Below are 2,560 nucleotides of genomic sequence, written 5' to 3'. Positions count from 1 at the left end.
GACCTGAACGAACATAAAACCTAAACCCACAACAAAAACGCAACGGCGAAAGATACCATAAAAGCACTTTTCCGTTGCGGTATCTGAAGTCTCCGTGCCGTCCCACACGCAACACTTCAGAACATACCAACAGCACTCATAATTATCATTATGTTAAATCGTAGCTACGAGGCTGCCGGGCAATACCTCCTGCCTTGCCTGACGCCGACAGTCAGGCCGTAAGACATCACCTAATTGGCTCTGATGCATCCACCAACAGCCGCCTAGGCCCGTAAATGTACTGCTCCCTACAACTCCATCTCTTCGTCCACGTTGGCTCTTGTCCGTGCCATGTGGATGGACAATCGATCAAGCAGTTCGGGAGTCTCTAGAATCCTGACGCACTGAGCATTCCCTTGCGCACCAGACCGTAGAGGCTTTCGCCGGCCCTTGACATGACCAAGGAGGACAGATGCCGGGCACGCGTATTTGAGCGAGTACAATCGGCGCGCTCGCGCCTGGGCGGAGTGACAACCCCGAGCATGCAACCGGATAACCTTGGCCCGCGCCAAAAAGTGAACTTTAAATCCCTCAATCTTTTCGTGGCCAGCAGCTTTGTGCTTGCTGTTGCCATTGCCGCCGTAGGGGCCGGTGCGCTCCATGAAATGCGCCAGGACGCGTATGCCCGCGCACAGGAAGGGGCCGCCAATCTCTCGCTGATCCTGGAGCACGATATCGCCCGCAATCTGGAAATCTATGAGCTGTCGATGCACTCCGTAATCGACGGCGTCAAAGATCCCGAGATTCTCCGGTTGCCTCCCGCCATCCGCCAGCTAGTGTTGTTTGACCGTTCCACAACCGCAACGGACATGGGCTCCCTGCTGGTGACGGACGAGCAAGGCCACCTTGTGCTCGACTCCCGCTCGATCCCTCCCCGTCCCGTCAATCTTTCTGACCGCGATTACTTCAAGGTGCATCGCGATTCGGCCACTGCCGGACTGTATGTCAGCCAGCCGTTCCAGCCTCGCCTGACGGACGGTGGCCAGTCGATCGGCCTTAGCCGAAGGTTGTCGCACGCAGACGGCAGCTTTGCCGGCATCGTCGTCGGCACGCTGCGTACCCACTACTTCAGGAGGCTGTTCGAAGGGACGAAGCTTGGCCCGGGGGGCACCATCACGCTGCTGCGGGACGATGGCATCGTTCTCATGCGGCGCCCGTATGAGCCAAGCACCATCGGGCGGAGCATTGCCAGCAGCCCGTCCTTCGCTCCGCTTACTCAAGCTTCGCAAGGATCCTATGTCGGCACTGCCGCACTGGATGGCACTGAACGTCTATATAACTTCCACCACGTTACCGGTTTCCCGCTCGTGGTTGTCGTTGGCCTGTCGACCGACTACGTTTATGCGGAATGGCGCAAAAGGGCGTGGCTGTTCGGCGGGCTTATCCTTGCCCTCGACGCCATGCTCATCGCGCTCTCGGTGCTGATTTCCCGGCAGTTCAGGCGCAGGCTGGCGATGGAAAAACACCTGCGGCTCATGGTCAATACGGACGGCCTGACGGGTATCGGCAGCCGGCGCGCCCTGGATGAAGCCGCCGACATTGAATGGCGCCGAGCATGGCRCAACCAGCAGCCCTTGTCCTTGCTCATGATCGATGTCGATCATTTCAAGAACTTCAACGACCACTACGGGCACGCGGGCGGCGACGATGCGCTGGCTGCGGTTGCCCGCTGCATAGCCGACAGTATCCGCAGGCCTGGCGACTATGCCGCCCGCTACGGCGGCGAGGAATTCGCCGTGCTGTTGCCCAACACCGGCATGCAAGGCACCATCGCCGTGGCCGAGAAAATTCGCTCGGCAGTCGAGAGCCTGGCGATCCCAAATTTGGGGAGCGCCAACCAGGTGCTTACAGTCAGCATCGGTGTGGCTATCGCAGAGGACCGCGCGCGTTTCGCTAGCCTGCGGGTCTTCTTCAATGCAAGCGACGAAGCGCTATACGAGGCGAAGGCGTCTGGGCGCAATCGTGTGGCCATCGCCGCGGACGAAGCACGAAGGAGCGTGGCCAAAATCGCGGCCCAGGACGGCTAGAGGGTAAAAGAAAGCCGCGCCCGGCCCGTCCGGCCAGTAACCAGTTGCTGAGGTCAAGGCGCCACGCCTAGGCGCGGGCGCCGGGCTTCCGGCTCTGTCGAGAACTGGATACGCAACTCCTGCAACTGCCGCGCGAGCGCATCGCTTTGACGCTTGCCCTGCTCCTGACGCGCCTGCGTGGCCGCGTGGGCCCGACGCTCGGCGTCCCGCGCTCCGATGTGCGGGCCTGGCGTGTCGCGTAATTGCAGACACCCGGTGTCTGTTGTGTTGGTTTTTGCCCGCCAGACCAAAGCCACCGCGCACCGTGCGCTGGCGCCATTTTCCCCGCCTCGAAAGATTTCTTCCCACGTCCCGCCTGCGTTTGCGGGCGATTCACGCTGACCTGGCCCGCCTTGGCACACTYCATGCGTTTGTACCTCCCGAGCGCAGAAACAATGCTCGAACCAACCGAACCCAAGTCCCAACCGCTCCCAAGGAGAATCGCTCCCAAGGAG

At 60.6% G+C, this 2,560-nt stretch carries 1 protein-coding gene; it reads left to right on the top strand.

All coding sequences use genetic code 11. From position 1 onward, the window contains the following. Nucleotides 1–521: 521 nt before the first annotated feature. Nucleotides 522–2,066, top strand: coding sequence for a sensor domain-containing diguanylate cyclase (locus AC1DKD_RS40605; protein WP_477144681.1), 1,545 nt, complete (start codon nucleotides 522–524; stop codon nucleotides 2,064–2,066). Nucleotides 2,067–2,560 lie beyond the last annotated feature (494 nt).

The sequence above is a fragment of the Cupriavidus sp. 05T313 genome, assembly GCF_056396665.1.
The sequence above is the reverse complement of the archived record's forward strand: the minus strand, read 5'-3'. Positions and strand labels throughout refer to the sequence as shown.